At 60.4% G+C, this 15643-nt stretch carries 14 protein-coding genes; 5 read left to right on the top strand and 9 right to left on the bottom strand.

The window, feature by feature from the left end:
• Nucleotides 1–179: 179 nt before the first annotated feature.
• Both ACSBQS_RS22100 and ACSBQS_RS22095 read right to left on the bottom strand, forming a co-directional pair.
• Nucleotides 180–518 (bottom strand): hypothetical protein, encoded by a 339-nt coding sequence (locus ACSBQS_RS22100; RefSeq protein ID WP_033644790.1) that lies wholly within the window; start codon nt 516–518, stop codon nt 180–182.
• 136 nt (nt 519–654) lie between these two features.
• Entirely contained in the window at nt 655–1224 is a 570-nt protein-coding gene (locus tag ACSBQS_RS22095; protein ID WP_033644791.1) for an HdeD family acid-resistance protein, read from the bottom strand.
• 148 nt (nt 1225–1372) lie between these two features.
• Here ACSBQS_RS22095 and actS point away from each other — a divergent pair, with 148 nt between their 5' ends.
• Nucleotides 1373–2128 carry an amidase activator ActS gene (gene actS / locus ACSBQS_RS22090; protein ID WP_434991349.1) on the top strand — a complete coding sequence of 252 codons (756 nt, stop codon included), beginning with the start codon at nt 1373–1375 and terminating at the stop codon, nt 2126–2128.
• 34 nt (nt 2129–2162) lie between these two features.
• Here actS and ACSBQS_RS22085 read toward each other — a convergent pair whose 3' ends face one another.
• Nucleotides 2163–3020 carry an AraC family transcriptional regulator gene (locus ACSBQS_RS22085; protein WP_434991348.1) on the bottom strand — a complete coding sequence of 286 codons (858 nt, stop codon included), beginning with the start codon at nt 3018–3020 and terminating at the stop codon, nt 2163–2165.
• Between the two features lie 181 nt (nt 3021–3201).
• Here ACSBQS_RS22085 and ACSBQS_RS22080 point away from each other — a divergent pair, with 181 nt between their 5' ends.
• A complete protein-coding gene (locus ACSBQS_RS22080; protein WP_047026659.1) occupies nt 3202–4971 on the top strand; it encodes an ABCB family ABC transporter ATP-binding protein/permease in 1770 nt (589 codons plus the stop codon).
• Between the two features lie 9 nt (nt 4972–4980).
• On the opposite strand, the gene betI is transcribed toward ACSBQS_RS22080, so the two are convergent.
• Nucleotides 4981–5577, bottom strand: a complete 597-nt coding sequence (betI, locus tag ACSBQS_RS22075; RefSeq protein ID WP_047026632.1) for a transcriptional regulator BetI — start codon at nt 5575–5577, stop codon at nt 4981–4983.
• A 158-nt stretch (nt 5578–5735) separates the two neighbouring features.
• Between betI and ACSBQS_RS22070 the strand changes: the two genes are divergently transcribed.
• Entirely contained in the window at nt 5736–7280 is a 1545-nt protein-coding gene (locus ACSBQS_RS22070; RefSeq protein WP_042785300.1) for a BCCT family transporter, read from the top strand.
• Nucleotides 7281–7286: 6 nt separating this feature from the next.
• Here ACSBQS_RS22070 and ACSBQS_RS22065 read toward each other — a convergent pair whose 3' ends face one another.
• Both ACSBQS_RS22065 and ACSBQS_RS22060 read right to left on the bottom strand, forming a co-directional pair.
• The gene (locus tag ACSBQS_RS22065; RefSeq protein ID WP_033644796.1) at nt 7287–7718 is read right to left on the bottom strand and encodes a VOC family protein; all 432 of its coding nucleotides are present in this window, start codon (nt 7716–7718) and stop codon (nt 7287–7289) included.
• 158 nt (nt 7719–7876) lie between these two features.
• Complete coding sequence (locus ACSBQS_RS22060; protein ID WP_033652158.1) at nt 7877–8794, bottom strand: TIGR03571 family LLM class oxidoreductase; 918 nt, start codon at nt 8792–8794, stop codon at nt 7877–7879.
• A gap of 670 nt (nt 8795–9464) precedes the next feature.
• Here ACSBQS_RS22060 and ACSBQS_RS22055 point away from each other — a divergent pair.
• Together ACSBQS_RS22055 and ACSBQS_RS22050 are read left to right on the top strand one after the other, a co-directional pair.
• Entirely contained in the window at nt 9465–10730 is a 1266-nt protein-coding gene (locus ACSBQS_RS22055; protein ID WP_434991347.1) for an MFS transporter, read from the top strand.
• 36 nt (nt 10731–10766) lie between these two features.
• Entirely contained in the window at nt 10767–11576 is an 810-nt protein-coding gene (locus ACSBQS_RS22050) for a MoaF C-terminal domain-containing protein (RefSeq protein ID WP_197666771.1), read from the top strand.
• Between the two features lies 1 nt (nt 11577).
• On the opposite strand, the gene lldD is transcribed toward ACSBQS_RS22050, so the two are convergent.
• The 3 genes from lldD to ACSBQS_RS22035 all read right to left on the bottom strand — a co-directional run bounded on the left by lldD (nt 11578) and on the right by ACSBQS_RS22035 (nt 15587).
• The gene (gene lldD, locus ACSBQS_RS22045; protein ID WP_047026631.1) at nt 11578–12717 is read right to left on the bottom strand and encodes an FMN-dependent L-lactate dehydrogenase LldD; all 1140 of its coding nucleotides are present in this window, start codon (nt 12715–12717) and stop codon (nt 11578–11580) included.
• A gap of 42 nt (nt 12718–12759) precedes the next feature.
• Entirely contained in the window at nt 12760–14343 is a 1584-nt protein-coding gene (locus ACSBQS_RS22040) for an L-lactate permease (protein ID WP_434991346.1), read from the bottom strand.
• Nucleotides 14344–14666: 323 nt separating this feature from the next.
• On the bottom strand, nt 14667–15587 hold the full coding sequence (locus ACSBQS_RS22035; RefSeq protein WP_033644801.1) for a LysR family transcriptional regulator: 921 nt from the start codon (nt 15585–15587) through the stop codon (nt 14667–14669).
• Nucleotides 15588–15643 lie beyond the last annotated feature (56 nt).

The following is a 15643-nucleotide window of genomic DNA, read 5'->3' as shown; positions in this document are numbered from 1 at the left end:
GAATTGTAGACGACTCTATAACCAACGCAATGTGGGGTTGGCGAGGTGTGATGGCGGTCGTAAAGTGGGGAGAACGCAAAAAGATAACGTGGCGAAAAGTCGGCTGGTGCGGCGGTGAAACGGTGCGGCATCTTGCCCGCACCGGCAGGTATCAAGTGATGGGCGCGCGGCCCTCGTGTTCAGAATGTTTCGAAATAAAGCTCGCGCAACAGCCAGGAGATTTCGTTATTGGTGCGGTTCAGGACGTCTATTCTGTGAACCCCTATCGCTTCTGCGCGCAGGTCGAGCAGCAGGTTGCGAATCTGCCGGAATAACGGGGTTTGCGGGTTGGGTTTGGCCAACTGCTGTCCACACAGTTTGATACCGGCGTCGCAGCCGGTGGCGATGTCCGTCAGGCAGCACGGGCAAGCGGTTTTTTGGCGCGCCATATTGCGGCATTGTTGCCCGATTACCTGGTTGAAGTGGCGTAATTGCAGGCAGACTTCCCGCGAGTTCAACGGTTTGGAATGGGTTGTCATCGGTTTCAGCTCCCTTGTCTTCGCCTATATTGGCACTTACCGATGAAGATAACCACGGACAAGCTGAGGGGGTATCGCCTTGTTTTGTTTGCAAATGGGGAGGGGATGGCGGCCCGCCGTCGGCGGGCCGTTACGATCAGGCGCGTTTAAACAGATTCGCAGCCTGGAACAGGGCAAAGGAACTGACCAGCATCTCGATGCCGACGATCGCCGTCACCAGCGTCACCGACGCCGCCGGGCCTGAGCCGATCAGCATCCAGGCGATGATCAAATCGAGCACGCCGATGACGAACTGCAGCCAGTTGCCCGGCAGGCCTCGGCGCATATAGCCTGCCGCCAGGCGCGCGATGCCGCCGAGCGCAAACAGCACGGCGAGGTAGACCGCCAGCGCCAGAATGCCCGCCAGCGGGCTGGTGATGAACACATAGCCGATAATCAGGTAGGCCACGCCCAGCAGAATGCCGCCGATCATCGGCCAGGTATTCTGCGCCCGGTTGGCTATCATGGCGATAATCAGCCCGGCGCCGCTCAACAGCAGCAGGATGCCCACTACGATGCTCAGCGCTGCGCCGGAGGCGAAAGGATTCACCAGGCACAGTATGCCGCCCGCCAGCAGCAGGAAGGCGATGATCAGCAGGGTGGTGCGTTGCTTTTTGAGCAGCTCTTCGCTCAGGAGGGGCAGATTATTGCGGTCGAGGTTCAACATGACAGTACTCCATTTCGTCGTTGGGTAATTAATCAGTCATCCTTACCTGTTTAGCATAGACCGTCTGGGGGTTTTTGACTGACCCGGCGCAAATGTTACACTGTGCGGCTGACGCGTATCAGAACCGAAAGACGATTGGGGACAGGATTTGAGCACAGGAAGCAAGCTGGCAAGGTGGCGCCGCATCGCGGTGTGTCTGACATTGGGGCTGCTGTTGGCCGGGTGTTCGGGTAAAAACACCTACAACCGCGACTACGACAAACTGCCGAAGGGCAGCTACACCGGCAAGTCCTACACCGTCAAACGGGGCGATACGCTGTACTACATCGCCTGGATCACCGACAGCGAAGTCGGCGATCTGGCCAGAATCAACAAGATACGCCCGCCCTATAATCTGGAAGTGGGGCAAAAACTGCGGCTGAGCGGCGGCGCGCCGACCAAAACCGCCGCTACGCGCCGTAAAACATCCTCGTCTTCCTCCGCGATCGCCAAGCAAACGCCGCCGCCGGGCGCCGCACGTTGCTGGCGCTGGCCGACCAGCGGCCGGATCGTGCAGGCGTACTCCAATGCCGATGGCGGCAACAAGGGCATCGACATCGCCGGTAAACGCGGCCAGCCGATCTATGCTTCCGCCAAGGGCAAAGTGGTGTACGTCGGCAACCAATTGCGCGGCTACGGCAACCTGATCATGATTAAGCACGGCGAAGACTTTATTACCGCCTATGCGCACAACGACACCACGCTGGTGCGCAATGGCCAGGATGTGAAAGCGGGGCAGAAGATCGGCACCATGGGCAGCACCGGCACCGATTCGGTGTTCCTGCATTTCCAGATCCGCTACCGCGCCACCGCGCTCGATCCGCAGCGCTATCTGCCGCCGCAGGGATCGTCGCCGTCCTGTTAACGTCAATCCGGCTCCTTGCGGGGCCGGATGTCAGCTATTTCAGCGGCAGATAAAGATCGGTCACCAGTTCATATTCCGCTACCTCGTGCACGAAGTTGTGGTAGTGGAAATAGAGCGGAAAGTCGCGCAGTTCCTCGCCGCTGGCCGGCAACCACTCGCTGTAGAGATAGCGGGCGCTTTCCGAGAGCCCATCCAGCGATCCGAGATGGCGCAGCACCGCGCAGCGTCCGGCCGGCAGCATGCTGTTCACCACGCCGAAGGCGTTGTCCTTCGGGATCGGCGCCGTGACCTCCCCGCAGAGGTAGAAGCGGAAGTCCTGCGCTTCGGTGGTGGCCGGATCGTGCGGCGCGATGCCGTACGTGCGGCTGCTTCTGACCGGCGACAGGCCGCTGGTTTTACGCCACTCGATAAAGCGCGCGGCGGTTTCATTGACCAGCGCGGACGGGCCGCGATGTTCGAGCATCGCCACCGGCGTGGCCGGGCAGTCGACAATGTCTACCTTCATGGGGTGTTTCCTTCTGTGTTTCGGTTCGGGAAAGCGCTGCTGCCAATCGATCCAGGCCGGCTGTTTGCGAAACTGGCTCGGCGTTTGGCTGAACGCCTGTTTGAAGGCGCGGCTGAAGGACTCCGGGTTTTGAAAGCCGGCGTCCAGCGCAATGTCAATCACCGGCTCCAGCGGGTTATACGCCAGGCGGTAAGAGGCGCGTTTAAGCCTCATCCACTGGATATAACGCCACACCGAGATGCCGCAATACGCGCTAAACTGGCGTTGAAAGTGAAAGCGCGAAAAATGGGCCACTTCGCTCAGCTTGTCGACGGTAAGCGCCTCGTCCAGGTGGCGGTCGATATAGTCAAAGACCTGCGCAAAGCGCTTTGCATACGTCTGGGCCATGTGATTGTCTCCTCCATGCCTGAACTTTGCCCGAGTCGCCGCCGCTTCTCCTGACGGATGATGCTGAGTTGCCATCGCAGGAAAACGGAATGGCTGCGGCGTTCGCCGCCGGCCAGGCCAAACTCATAACCCCCGCGCGGCCATGCGCCGCGAGCCCGACCGAGAAGATGAATATTACATGATGGATCGTTCCCGCTTGCTGAAATTCCTGCTGCCCTATCTGTGGCCGAAAGACAACCCGCGGCTGCGGGGGTATTTGGTGGTGGCCTTCGTGTTCATGGTGGCGGCCAAGGTCAGCACCACGCTGGTGCCGCTGGCCTACAAAGCGATGGTCGATGCGCTGAGCGGCGAGACGGCGAAAATGCTGGCGGTGCCGCTGGGGCTGATCGTCGCCTACGGCGTGGCGCGGGTGGGCGGCGCGCTGTTTGAGGAACTGCGCAACGTGATGTTTATCCACGTCAGCCAGAACGCCACGCGCCTGTTGGGCGTGCGGGTGTTTCGCCAGCTGCATGCGCTGAGCTTGCGCTTCCATCTGGAGCGCCAGACCGGCGGGCTGTCGTTGTCTATCGAGCGCGGCACCCAGGCGGTGTCCACGGTGCTGTCGCGATTGTTGTTCTCCATCGTGCCGATCCTGTTCGAGCTGACGCTGGTCACGGCGATCATGTGGCATATGCTGAACGGCTGGTTCGCGTTGGCGATCCTGACCACGGTCGGCTGCTACATCCTGTTCACCGTGCTGGCGGTGAGCTGGCGCACCCGCTTTCGCCGCGAGCTCAACAAGGCCAACGCCGACGCCAACAGCAAATCCATCGACAGCCTGCTGAACTATGAGACCGTGAAGTACTTCGGCAATGAAGCGTTCGAGGCTGAGCGCTTCGATCTGTCGCGCCGGCTGTACGAATACGCCGCCATCAAGAACCAATTCAGTTTTACCGCGATCAACCTGGGGCAAACCGCCATTATCTCGATCGGGCTGATCGTCATGATGGCCATGGCGGCGCAGGGTATTACGCAGGGGACGATGACGGTCGGCGACTTCGTGCTGGTCAACGCCTACCTGCTGCAGCTGTACCAGCCGCTGAACTTCTTCGGCTTTATCTACTCGGAGGTGCGCCAGGCGCTGATCGACATGGAGAACATGTTCGATCTGCTGCAGGAAAAGCGTGAGATCGTCGATAGCCCGGATGCGCAGCCGCTGCGCCTCGACCGCGGCGAAGTGCGGTTCGACGCGGTCAGCTTCGGTTACGACACGCGCCGGCCGATCCTCAAGCAGGTGAGTTTTACCATTCCGGCGGGCCACACGGTGGCGGTGGTCGGCGCCTCCGGCGCGGGCAAGTCCACGCTGTCGCGCCTGCTGTTTCGCTTTTACGACGTGCAGGGCGGCGCCATTACCCTCGACGGCCAGGACATTCGTCAACTGACCCAGGCCAGTCTGCGGCAGGCGATCGGCATCGTGCCGCAGGATACGGTGCTGTTCAACGATACGCTGCGCTACAACATCGGCTATGGCAAAACCGGCTCCAGCGATGAAGAAATCGAGCGTGCGGCGCGGCTGGCGCATATCCATGATTTTATCGTCGGTCTGCCCGACGGTTACGACACCCGGGTGGGCGAGCGCGGGCTGAAGCTGTCGGGCGGTGAAAAGCAGCGGGTGGCGATCGCGCGCACCATCCTGAAAAATCCGGCCATCCTGGTGTTCGACGAGGCGACCAGCGCGCTGGATACCCAGACCGAGCGCGAAATCCAGGGGCACCTGCGCGAGGTGAGCCGCAACCACACCACGCTGGTGATCGCCCATCGGCTCTCCACCGTGGTGGACGCCGATGAGATCATCGTGCTGGAGGCGGGGGAGATCGTCGAGCGCGGGGGGCATGAGGCGCTGTTGGCGGCGAACGGCCGCTACGCCGCCATGTGGCAAACCCAGTACAGCGAAGAGCAGGAACCGCGCTGACGCTGCCGTTCACACCATCGATGGCGCGGCCTTGAGCCGTTGTATCACGTAGTCGCAGGCGATGCGGTAATCCTGCTGCAGATCGGTGTCATCCCCGGCCAGGCTGCCGCGCAGCCAGAGCCCATCGATCATCGCCGCCAGCCCGCGCGCCGCGTCGCGCGCCTGCTGCAGCGGCAGCTCGCGGCGGAACTGGCTGCATATATTGGAATAGAGCCGCCGATCGTTGGCGCGCTGCAGGCGGCGCAGCACCGGCTGGTGCATGCTGGCGGCCCAGAAGTCGAGCCAGGCGCGCATAGAAATGGCGTTGGTTTGACTGGGGTGGAAGTTGCCCTGAATGATGGCGCACAGTTGCGACTGGCTGTCTCTCGCCGCCTGAGCGCGGCACTCGGCCACCGCGTCGCGCAGATCGCGCAGGATCTTGCGCATGGTCGCGCTCAACAATCCCTCCTTATCGCCAAAATAGTGGCTGACGATGCCGGTCGACAGCCCGGCTTCTTTCGCCACCTGCGACAGGGTGACGCCGGCCAACCCCACCACGCTGATGGTTTCGAAGGCGGCGTTAATCAACTGCTCCTTGCGCTGCTCAGGAATGTCTCTGCGGTACATATTTTCCCCAACTGATAGGCAAATCACACTTTGAATTTGATTGATTGAACGGTCAATCAATACTCTATATGCTGCGAAAATGTCAAATAAATGACGATAAAATGTTAATCAAAAGTTGCATTTAAATCCTCTGTCTTTCGCATCATGGAAGCCTGCCAATGACAATAAAAACTCCTCCATCGCTTGACGAAGAACCTGTCAGATTGAATGTCCCGGTATTTTTCGGCTCAGCCGCGGTGATCTTGCTGCTGGGGGCGCTGATTGTGCTGTTTCCCGCCGCCAGCAAACAGTGGCTGAATGTCGCGCAAAGTTGGGTGGCCGACGTGTTCGGCTGGTATTACATGCTGTTGATGGTCGCCTGTATGGTGTTCGTGTTCTGGCTGGCGCTGTCGCGCTTTGGCCATATTCGCCTCAGCCAGGATGATGAGCCGCCGCAGTTTAGCTATCCCTCCTGGGTGGCGATGCTGTTCTCGTCGGGCATCGGCATTGCGCTGGTGTATTACGGTGCCTATGAGCCGTTGGATCACTTCCTGTCGCCACCGGAGGGCGACGGCGGCAGCGTACAGGCGGCGCGGCAGGCGATGGCGCTGACCTTTTTACACTGGGGGCTGCACGGTTGGGCGCTGTATGCGTTGATCGCCACCGCGCTCGCCTATTTCGCCTATTGTCGCGGTTTGCCGCTGGCGCTGCGTTCCGCGCTGTACCCGATCTTCGGCGAGCGCATCCACGGCGGCGTCGGCCATCTGGTGGACAGCTTCGGCATTCTGGTGACGGTTATCTCGATGGTGACCAACCTGGGGATCGGCGCGCTGTTGGTGAACTCGGGGCTGTTCTACCTGTTCGACATCCCGCAAAGCACCGGCGTGCTGCTGGCGCTGATCGTGGTGATGATGGTGGTGGCCACGCTGGCGGCGGTCACCGGCGTCGAAAAGGGCATCGCCATGCTGTCGAACATCAACGTCGGCTTCCTGTGCCTGCTGTTGCTGTTCGTGTTTCTGGCCGGCCCGACGCTGAACCTGCTCAACGGCATGTTGCAGAACATTGGGGATTATCTGACCTCGCTCGTCAGCCGCAGCTTCGATATGTATCTGTACGGCAAGGCGCGCCAGTGGCAGGGCGCCTGGACGCTGTTCTATTGGGCCTGGTGGGTGGCATGGGCGCCGTTTGTCGGGCTGTTTATCGCGCGTATTTCCAAAGGCCGTACCATCCGTGAACTGATCTTCGGCGTGTTGTTGATCCCGCTGGGGTTCACGCTGGCTTGGCTGTCGATCTTCGGCAATACCGCCATCAGTCTGGTGCTGGAGGGCGGGCAAGCGATTCTGGGGCAGGTGGCGCAAAGCGATCCGCCGATGGCGGTGTTCAAGCTGTTCGAATACCTGCCCTATACCCAGCTGACCGCCGGTTTTGTGGTGGTGATAAGCTTCGTGCTGTTCCTGACGCCGGTCGATTCCGGCACGCTGATGATAGCGAATCTGTCCTGCCAGGGGGGTTCCGCCCACGATGACGCGCCGGCCTGGCTCCGGGTGTTCTGGGCGGCGGTCACCACGCTGGTGTGCGCCGGGCTGCTGTACGCCGGCAGTTTCAGCGCGATGCAGACTGCCGTGGTGCTGTGCGGCTTGCCTTTCTCGGCGGTGATCGTGCTGTACATGCTCAGCCTGCGCAAGGATCTGCGCGGCTACGCCATGAAGCCGGCGCTCCCCTGAGGCGGCTTATTCGTCCGCGCGCGGCCGGTGATGCACGTATTCGATAATCGTGCCGTCCGGCAGGCGCGCATTGAAACAGGCGCCGGTGGGCACTTCCACCGGGCCAAAGAAGATATCGGCGCCGGCGGCCTGTAGCCGCTGGTGGTAGGGATAAATGTCATCGACCAGCAACGTGCCGACGGTGCTGCGAAAAGGACGCAGGTTTTCTTCCGAGCCTTCCAGGATCAGAAATGGCCCCACCGCCGCCAGCACCAGCCGATGCTCGGGGAAGTCGAAACGCATATCCGCTTCCACGCCGTGCAGCTGCTCGTAAAACGCGATGGCGCGGTCAATCTCGCCTTCGTTGACGTAGACCCGGATCAGCACGCGCGGCTCGCGCAGCGATGAAGAGTCGGCGGTTTTGCGCCAAAAGCCTGCTTCTGTCAGTTTTGCCGTCATTGCTCATTCCTCATGGTGGCTCGTTTCCTTGTCATCATGCCGCCGTTTGACGGCAGGGATTAGACCGAGTTGTTATGAACCAGCAGCGGCGGAAATAAAAAAGCCCCGGTAACGGGGCAAAGACCCGCTCAGGTCGGAATAGCGGGCTAAAGCGGGCGTCAGGCGCGATGGAATTCCGGTAACACCCATTGGCCGATCTCCTGCATCGTCTCTTCCAGCGGCCGCTGGTTGCGGCGAAAATGCAGGCCGATATGGTTGACCCCGGCGTCACGCATGGCGCTCAGTTCCTGAATCAACCCATTGCGGCCGCTCTTGATTCCGAAGCGATGGCGCTGAATCGGCGCGTCGGCGTTATCGGTGAGGTCGAGATGAATAAAGCTGACGTAGGGCTTGTCACCGGCTACGTTGCGCCAGAGTTTGACCCGCGAAACATGGTCCGCAGGTGTGCCGGGATACGACAGCCAGCCATCCATATTTTTCCCCACCCACTCGGGCGTTTGTTGCGCCAGCCCGGCGACCAGCAGCGGCGGCGGCGGCGTGGCCGGCAGCAGGCGCAGTCCCGGTTGCAGCGCGCTGTCGGCTTCCCCTTTGAGAATGCCGACGCTGGCGCGGAAGCTTTCACCGCGCGCGGCGTAATCGGCGCCGAACAGCGGGTACTCCACGGGGCGATCGCCGCTGGCGACGCCGAGCAACAGACGATCGCCGCTCAGCGTTTGCAGCGTGGAAGCCGCTTTGCGCACCAGCCACGGCTGCCGCAGCGGCAGCACCACGGCCGCGGTACCGAGCAGAATATTGCGCGTCAGGCTGGAAAGGTAGCCGAGGTAGGTAAAGGTCTCAAACACCTGCGCGGCGTCGCCGAAGTCCGGATCATACAGCGGCACGTCGCGAACCCAGGCGGCGCGAAAGCCGAGCTCATCGGCCAGCTTGATGCGCGCAGCGTGTTCGCTCATGTCCGGCACGCCGAACGGTCGCCCGTCCTGCTGGCGTTTCAGCTGCCCGCTGGTGGACCAATCGTTGTCCAGCGGCAACTCGATGCCGATGGAAAGCGGCTCCCGGGTTAATTTTTCGATGCTCATGTGTCACTCCGTCTCAGGCCTTGCGGCGCGGTGTCGAACGATGGCACGAAGTGTTGCATGGCGCTTAATTGAGATAAACAGCCCTAATCGCAATAGATAATTGCTGTTGCGAGCATAATTGCTTTGCAGGATACGGCATATTTGTCGTGATTTACGTCACGCTCTGCGCTTTTGTTATTGTCCAGACGGGGTTATATAACCCCGCCGTTGGCCTTTCCCTCGTAAGAGTTAGTTTTTTCTGCGGCCTTAAAATAAAACGAGATGATTCAATAGATAAAAATGGCTCTGAAGCGCGAGCGGGGATCATTCAATGCCGATAAAAAATTAATAAGCCTGAAGCGTCATCGATGGGATTATTCGCAAATAACGCGCAAACAGGCTTTTTTTAATCGCAAGAAAGTACCGGACATTATTTTATATGTATCAAGAACAGAAGGATAAATAACCTGAAGGTGATAATGCGATATTGAAATAGTACCCGTTCAGAATTTCATTTGTCTCTCGAAGAGCGCCGGTTGACAGACCGCCGGCTTGCGATAATTTTATGTCATTAACATGTTAATGAGTTGTTGTCGTGACGGAAGGCCAATTTCTCTCTTGGCCGAGCGCTTAACACACTTATGCCATGGCGGGTCGCCATTCATAAGTTAACTTATGGACAAATGACGCTATGAATACATCGCCAGCGGCACGCAGAGCATTAAGTGAAGAGAACCGGTTGCTGATTATTTTGTTTTTCGTGTTCGGCTGCGTGTTCGTCGATCGTCTGACCATCTCGTTTCTGTTTCCGATGATTGCCGCCGACCTCAAGTTAAGCAATGTGCATCTCGGCACGCTGTCGGCGGTGTTGGCGCTAACCTGGGCGCTGTCCGGCGCCGGGTTGGGGGCGATAGCCGATCGGTTTAATATCCGTAAACCGATGCTGATCCTGTCCATCTTAGTGTTTTCGCTGTTCTCCGCGCTGTCGGGGCTGGTCAGCGGGTTTGCCATGTTATTGATCTTCCGGGCGCTGATGGGGATTGCAGAGGGGCCGGTATTGCCGATCGCGCAATCGTTGATGGTGGAAAGATCGCAGCCGCAGCGCCGCGGTTTCAACATGGGATTGATCCAGGGCGCGGCGCCGGGGCTGTTGGGCGGCATCATCGCGCCGCCGTTGATCATCTATCTGGCGCAGAAGTGGGGATGGAGCATGGCGTTTCACCTGACCGCCGTGCCGGGCATCATTCTGGCGTGGCTGATCTATCGCTATGTGAACGGCAAAAAGGATCCCGCTTTCAGCGCCGCGCCGGCGGCCGGTAAGCCGGCGGGCAAGGCCGCTTACGGCGAGCTGTTCAAAATCAAGAACGTGACGCTGTGCATTCTGATCTCCTGCGTGTTCGTCACCTGGTTCATGATCATCATAACCTTCACCCCTAACTTTTTGGTGACCGACCGTGGCTTCGGTGAAGGCACGATGGGCGGCATCATGAGCGCCATCGGCGCCGCCTGGGTCTTCTGGGGCGTGGCGGTACCGGCGATCTCCGATCGCCTCGGGCGCAAACCGACGCTGATTTTCTTTTCGCTGCTGGCGGTGTGCTGCCCGCTGTTCCTGAGCTACGTCGCCAATCCGTGGCTGCTGGGCGTGCTGGTGTTCCTGTCTTATACCGGCCTTGGCTGTTTCACGCTGTTTATGGCCACCATCCCGTCGGAAACGGTGTCGCCGGCGCGCATCGCCACCGCGTTGGGGCTGGTGATGGGGATAGGTGAGGTGATTGGCGGCTGCCTGGCGCCGTTTATCGCCGGGCTGATCGCCGATCGCTACGGCCTGGTCAGCGTAATGTGGCTGGCGGCCGCCGGTGCCGTGTGCGCCGGGGTACTGAGTTGTTTTCTCGATGAAACCGCCCCTGCCGTGGTGAACCGCCGAGCGGTGAAGCCGGCGGGCGTCGCCGACGTTTGAGACGAGTTTTATCCCATTCAATTAAGGAGAGCGAAGATGTCAGCAGAATCATCCGTACTGAATCAAAATGCCGAGCCGGACTGGAAGAATTACGACGATTTCGCGCGCGGCATCGATACCAACCGGTTGCCGGGTACCCAGGACTGGCGCGGCAAAACGCTGCAGATCGCCTTTGAAGACGGCGGGGACATCACGCTGCGTTTCAGCGCCGACCGGCAACGGGTGTTGTGGGCCTGGGGAGGGGAGAGCGGTGAGGACGCTTACGAAGAGGTGCAAACCTCCGCCGCGCGCTATTTCTTCAATATTCCGCTGCAGTCGCCGGGCAACGAGTGCCTGACGCTGGTACTCAATCGTGACAGCGGTCGGGCGCTGCTGGTGCGCAGCACGCTGTTGCCGGAACAGACGGTGGAAAAGGGCTCGCGCCTCAAGCAAAGCTTCCACGTCGGCCGGATTGTCGGCGTCACGCCGGGTGGCGTCGCGCCGCATCTGACCCGCGAACTGATCGGCTATCGTACGCTGAACGTCTACAGCCCCAACCACTATTACGAACACTTCTACGTCAATACCGAGCGCTATGCCTGGCAAAACCTGCGCGGCGAGCAGTTCGGCCACGGCGATATGGACTACGCCACCTACTACAAGTTTGAGGACGAGATGTTCCTGTTCACCTTCCGGGAAAAGATTATCCCGGTGTGCTCGGTGTTCTTCTTCGACTTTATCTCCGGGCGCTGCACCGGTACCTTCCTCGGGCTGGACGCCGCCGGCCGGGTGTTGGTGTCACCGGCCGGGGCCTTCATCAGCAAGATGAGCTACAACGCCTACCCGGAAGGCGTGCAGCCGCTTTGATTCAGGCGTTTCTGACCAGCGATCCGGCGTTGATCTCCGCAATGGTTTTCGCGCCGGTGAGCGTCATGGCGACGCGCATTTCCTTGTCGATCAGATCCAGCAAGTTAGCCACCCCGGCTTCGCCGGCCGCCGCCAGCGCATAGACGAAGGCGCGCCCCAGCAGCACGCTGTCGGCCCCCAGGGCGATCATGCGCACCACGTCCAGGCCGCTGCGGATGCCGGAGTCGGCCAACAGGGTGATGTCGCCTTTCACCGCGTCGGCGATCGCCGGCATGGCGCGCGCGGTCGACAGCACGCCGTCCAGCTGGCGGCCGCCGTGGTTGGAGACGATGATGCCGTCGGCGCCGAAGCGCACCGCGTCTTTGGCGTCCTCCGGATCCAGAATGCCTTTGATGATCATCGGGCCGTCCCAGAATTCGCGGATCCACTCCAGATCTTTCCAGGAAATCGACGGATCGAAGTTGGCGCCCAGCCAGCCGATGTAGTCTTCCAGGCTGGTCGGTTTGCCGCGGTAGGCCGAGACGTTGCCCAGATCGTGCGGCTTGCCGAACAGGCCGACATCCCAGGCCCACTGCGGATGGGTAAACGCCTGCAGCACGCGGCGCAGGGCGGCGTTGGGGCCGCTCATCCCCGAGTGGGCGTCGCGGTAACGGGCGCCGGGCACCGGCATGTCGACGGTGAACACCAGCGTTTTCACGCCGGCGGCTTTGGCGCGCTCCAGCGCGTTGCGCATAAAGCCGCGGTCTTTCAACACGTAGAGCTGGAACCACATCGGCCGATCGATCGCCGGGGCCACCTCTTCGATGGGGCAGACCGACACGGTGGACAGCGTGAACGGAATGCCTTTTTTGGCCGCGGCGCGCGCGGCCTGCACTTCGCCGCGGCGGGCGTACATGCCGGTCAGCCCCACCGGCCCCAGCCCCACCGGCATCGCCAGCTGCTCGCCGAACAGCGTGGTCTCCAGGCTGAGTTCGGACATATTGCGCAGCACGCGCTGGCGCAAGGCAATATCGGCCAGATCTGCGGTATTGCGCTTCAGCGTATGCTCCGCGTAGGCCCCGCCGTCGATGTAGTGAAACAGAAACGGCGGCAGTTTGGCCTGGGCGGCGGCCCGGTAGTCGGTTGACGCGGAGATGATCATAGTGTTTACCTTCTTGTCTTCTTGCAAATAACGGGTTGTCAGTCAGAGCGAGAGGATCGCCGCCATAGCGGCCGCGATCCCACCGTACGCCAGCATCGGCAGCGCGGTCTTTCTGATGATTTTGCCTTCGGCGTTGCCGATCCCCAGGATCGAACAGACCGCGATAATGTTGTTCAGGCATACCATGTTGCCCATGGCGCCGCCGACGGACTGCAAGGCCAGCGTCAGATTGACGTCGAGGCCGCTACTCTGGGCGATCGATTGCTGAATGCCGCCGAACGTCAGGTTCGAAACGGTGTTGGAACCGGAGAAGAACGAGCCCAGCGCGCCGAGGAACGAAGAGAACAGCAGCCAGCTGTCGCCGGTCAGCGCCGCCAACGCTTTCCCGATCAGGATCACCGGCGCGTTGTCGCCGCCCAGCATCATCAGATTGACCATGACCAGCGCGCCGAACAGGGCGATAAAGGGGCGCGTGATGCGCCCGCCGGTTTCGCTGAACATTTGCCGCACCTGGCCGCCATTCAGACGGAACAGCGGAATGCACAACACCACCACCAGCAGAAACGGGATCAGCGCCGGGACATACAGCGTTTTGTAGCCGGCGGCGGCGGCGGTGCCCAGCACCTGCTGCAGTTCGACGATCAGCGCCTGGCTGATGCGCAGCTCCCCGAGCCAGCCGAGGTTTTCCTGCCACAGCAGCGTGGTGGTGTTGAGCAGCGCCTTGAGGCCCAACTGGTGAATGCGCGTCACTATCAGGATAGCAATCAGCAGCAGGGTCGGCGTCATCGCCTTGACCACCTGCATGAACGGCACCGCCTGCGCGGCGCTCTGCGGTTTTTCCGCGCGGGCGAGGCCAATGCCGCCGCGCGCCAGCAGCACCGACAGCGCCAGACCGAGAGCGCCGCCGACCAGCGCCGGGAATTCATAGTTCACCTGGGCCAGCAGCAGATAGGGGACGGTGCAGCTCAGCACGCTGAGCAAGATAAACGGCAGGTTGCGGCGGATATCCTGCCAGGAAACGATAAAGCGCAGCGCCAGCAGAGGAATGACGAAGCCGGCGACAACGTGGATCAGCGCGGTTTGCCGGCCGATCTCCAGCAGGCTGGCGTCCGACAGGCCGAGGTTGGCGAAGCCGAACCAGGTGGGGGTGCCCACGGCGCCGAAGGAGACCGGTACCGAGTTCATCACCAGCGTCAGCAGGGCGACGCGCAGCGGGTTGAAGCCCAGCCCGACCAGAATCGGCGCGGCGATGGCGGCCGGGGTGCCGAAGCCGCTGGCGCCCTCGATCATAAAGGCGAACGCCCAGCCGATAATCATCAGTTGGGCCACCGGATTGGGGCTAACGGCTTCCAACCAGCGGCGCACCACGTTTTCCGCACCGCTTACCTGCATCAGTTTGTTGAGCAGAATGGCGCCGGCGATGATGGTGAGCGGCGTCAGCGTCGAGACCAGCGCGGTGATGATATTGGCATGCAGCAGCCGCAGTGAGGCATCGAACCACCAGAGCTGCAGGGCATATACCACGGCGGCCGTCAGCGGCAGGGCCAGATAAGAGGGCACACCATTCCTTTTGGTCATCATCCATATCAGCAGGACGATCGGCGCAATACTGAAAAGCAGGGGCATAAGATCCTCAGGGTTATTATTTTTATGGGCAGAGATATGTAACTGAAAGGTTAATTACCGCAACATTTTCATTCTAATCACAACGTTGGCGATGATGCCACGCGATAATTTTTTAACGTCGGCGAATGGCGCCGGCGGCGGGAAAAATGTCGGCTGTTGAGGCTGAATTAAATTGATTTAAAATCAATTGGATGGGTTTTTATGTTGTGTAATGAATGCGCTGGATCACATTAATTAGGCGTTAATGTTCACGAGTTCATGTCCAAAAATGCGGTAATCCACGCGGTACTTTACGACGCGTGGAAATAATCAGGAGTGGAAACTTAAAAGTAGTGGCTGATATTTTGATAGGAACCGATGATATGTTCGATCAGCAGGCGAGTTTTTAACGGCAGATTGCGGGTATAAGGGTAGACGGCGTAAATGCCCAATACCTTGCCGCAGTGGCCGGCCAGGATCTCCGTCAGTTTGCCTTCCTGCAAATCTTCGTACACCATGCAGCGCGGCACCATGGCGATGCCATGGCCGCCGATCACCGCTTTGCGGATCGCCCGCGCATTATTGGCCGACAGGTTGCCGTCAACCTGCAGCTCGTAGATTTCGTTGCGCCCTGGCCGCTTCATCAGCCAGTTGGCGGTGCCGCTCTCTTGATAGGTATAGGTCAGGCAGTTGTGGCTAAGCAGATCGTCGGGATTGCGCGGCTCCGGGTGGTTCTCCAGATAGCCCGGCGAGCAGACGATCACCCAGCGGGAATCGAAGATCGGCCGCGCAATCAGGCTGGAGTCCGGCATGGTGCCGGTACGGATCGCCAGATCGATGCCTTCTTCCACCAGATCGACGAAGCGGTTTTCCAGCCGCATCTCGACCTTCAGGCTGGGGTGCTGAGCGCAAAACTCCGCCACGCTTTCACTCAGCAGCAGCTCACCCGAAATGGTCGGCACCGACATGCGAATGGTGCCGGTCAGCTCTTCGCTCTTTTCGCTGACGGCGTACAGCGCTTCCTGCACTTTGGCGCCGATCTCCTTGGCCTGCTGGTAGAGCGCCTGGCCGCTTTCGGTCAGCGTCAGGCTGCGGGTGGTGCGGTACATCAGCCGGGCGCCGAGCGATTTTTCCAACCGCCCGATGCGTTTGCTCACCACCGAACTGGTAATGCCGGCGCTCTCCGCCGCCTTGCTGAACGAGCCGCAGTCGACAATCAGGGCAAACAGAATCAAGTCGTTGGCGTATTCGTGAGTCGCGAGCATGGGCATCCTAAGAGTGAGAGTCCTGTTGCCCAGTGTAAGTCCGGCGCGGCAGGAAG

This window comes from Serratia sp. H402Y (assembly GCF_051172415.1).
Lineage (GTDB): Bacteria > Pseudomonadota > Gammaproteobacteria > Enterobacterales > Enterobacteriaceae > Serratia > Serratia ureilytica.
The sequence above is the reverse complement of the archived record's forward strand: the minus strand, read 5'-3'. Positions and strand labels throughout refer to the sequence as shown.